Below are 2453 nucleotides of genomic sequence, written 5' to 3'. Positions count from 1 at the left end.
TTCTCTCAAGATTTTCCTGATAATCCTTGATATCGTTAATCAACCTCGATCTCTCAACCGCACGATTTATTACCGACTTTACACTACTATTATCAAAAGGCTTGACAATATAATCATATGCCCCTTCCTTAAGTGCCAACCTTGCGTATTCGAATTCTTTCGATGCAGTTACCATTATTATCGAGATATCGGGATAGAGTTTTTGAAGTCTTCTCAGTGTCTCAATTCCACTGATTTTTGGCATATGGATGTCCAGAAGAACTATGTCGTAAAAGTCTCCGTCCCTGAACTTTTCTAGACACTCAATTCCATTCGTCACACTTTCACTTGCAAAACCCTCCTCCTCGGCAATTTCCTTCAGCAAATCTGCTAAGATCTTTTCATCATCAACTATAAGTATTTTCTCTCTATTCTTATTTTTTTCGTTTGTATGATTTATTCGATACATTGCCGAAGATTCTATTTCATATTATCAAGATAAAAATTTAGGCGCCCCATGTCGTGTATTTATAATCTGTTACTCGAGAAATTAATCATTACCCGTTATCATAAAATGTGAAACCTCACGCTCGGTCCCTTCACAAATATAATAAGTTTAATGTATCACCTACCTAATTACTAAGAAACCAGCAAGAATATAAGCACCCATACTTCAACCATTATTTTCGAAAAAAATAATTTGATTTTTTCCCTTTCTTTTTGCATTGTATAAGGCTTCATCAGCTCGAGCAATAATTTCATCAATGGACTGTTCAGTTGCCATTACTGTAGCTCCAACAGAAGCCGTAATGTTTACAACAAGTTCTTCATCTAATCTGATAGGCAACGAAGACAATCCCATCTGTAACCGGGTGATAATTTCTCGAGCGGTATCCGGGGTTGTTTGCGGTATGCAGATAAGAAATTCATCGCCTCCATATCGACAAATAGAATCATATTTTCTGAGGTTACGGATGAGGTACTTCGCCGCATCTTTCAAAACCTTATCACCTGACAAATGACCGTATGTATCATTAACATCCTTCAGATTGTCCAGGTCAATTAACGCAATTACGCACCGCTCGCCTGTTCTTAATGCTCTCGCTTGTTCCTTAGAAAAAGTTTGCAAAAACGGTTGGCGAGTGGGAGCACCTGTCAGAAAATCTATCTTAGACATATTTTCATGAAGCTTATCTTTTAACTTGTGGAGTAACGTAGTCAATTCTTGTTCCCTTTCGCTTAATACATCGTAGTCTTCTTTTGTGATTGGATCCTCGAGTATTGACTTCAACGCCAAGACTCGTGCAATATCATGCATTTCTCGATGGGCCTTATTAATCAAGAGAAAATCCTCATTATTGCTCAGGTACGTAGAAGTTTGGTTACGATACCATTTGCCAAAATCGCATTTGAGATAGCCATCTTTCAATAGATACACATCGCTTACCGGTAATCCGCACAAAAGACTACGGTGCCAATCCTTAAGGCATTTGCTGTGTTCGGTGAGCCCGTCTTCAAGCGATAGAATATGCGATCGCGCTGCGTCGTCATTCAACTGATTATCAGAGTGTTCCGAAATCATATTGATCATCCCTCATTGTCAATAAGAACCGATTCCTTTTTTATTTAAAACTCTTAATTTAATTATAAGACCTACATATCCCTTCAATCAATTAAATAGTTAAATCTGTTATTACGATTTAAAATAATGAGCACATAATATGGTATCCCCAAAATAGCTGGTATTCTGGAAGAGACGAACCCCAGTAAAATAGCATACCCAACAAGTACGAATAGGAATAGGGGGTCGGCTGTATCGGTCACCCCTAATTCTATTTGCGCGCCCGGAGGGAGTCGAACCCCCGACCTTCGGATTCGTAGTCCGGCGCTCTATCCATCTGAGCTACGGGCGCACAGGATTCTTAGAAGATTGGCGGAGAGGGTGGGATTCGAACCCACGAGGGAGTTTTATCCCCCTACTCGCTTAGCAGGCGAGTGCCTTCGGCCACTCGGCCACCTCTCCAAATTATAACTTAACCGGGAAAAAACTACTTAAACTATCACTGGGTGTCAATGAGGATTCTTGTAAGAAACCATCAGTCGTGTTTTAATCAGTCCACGCTGATGGTGTTGGTAGGAGATTGCTTCGCCATCGCTCTGGAATAGATTTAATTTGATTAGTCCTTTTCGGAATCAAAAGGACTTGAACGGCATTCCAAAAATTGCGTTAGGAAAATGAGTAACGAAGACGTTAAAATCTCCCTAAATCCCCCTTCGACTTTGCTCAGTACAGGCTCCAGCGAAACAATATGCTACATCAATACTACAATCGGGTATATTACGAGATGCCCAGTGAGTCTTGAAGGAGATTGCTTCGGGACTTTTTCAGTCCCTCGCAATGAAAGCGGGAAGTCGCTTATTCAAATCTAGGGAAACTTCTTTCCCCTTATATTTGCCCCAATTAGTGAATATGT

The 2453-nt window shown here is 40.2% G+C and carries 2 protein-coding genes and 2 tRNA genes; all 4 read right to left on the bottom strand.

The window, feature by feature from the left end; translation table 11 throughout:
* Window positions 1-448, bottom strand: a 448-nt coding sequence (locus VGA95_07825; GenBank protein ID HEX9666450.1) for a response regulator, incomplete at its 3' end; no start/stop codon positions are given.
* A 204-nt stretch (window positions 449-652) separates the two neighbouring features.
* Window positions 653-1561, bottom strand: coding sequence for a diguanylate cyclase (locus VGA95_07820; GenBank protein HEX9666449.1), 909 nt, complete (start codon window positions 1559-1561; stop codon window positions 653-655).
* Between the two features lie 257 nt (window positions 1562-1818).
* Window positions 1819-1892: transfer RNA gene (locus VGA95_07815), tRNA-Arg, on the bottom strand.
* Between the two features lie 18 nt (window positions 1893-1910).
* Window positions 1911-2002, bottom strand: a tRNA-Ser gene (locus VGA95_07810).
* Window positions 2003-2453: the final 451 nt, after the last annotated feature.

This window comes from Thermodesulfobacteriota bacterium (genome assembly GCA_036397855.1).
GTDB lineage: Bacteria > Desulfobacterota_D > UBA1144 > Nemesobacterales > CSP1-2 > DASWID01.
The sequence above is the reverse complement of the archived record's forward strand: the minus strand, read 5'-3'. Positions and strand labels throughout refer to the sequence as shown.

What these genes read in the sequence shown, in the direction of transcription:
- VGA95_07820 (HEX9666449.1), bottom strand. Translation starts at nt 1,561, where the DNA reads ATGATTTCGGAACACTCTGATAATCAGTTGAATGACGACGCAGCGCGA.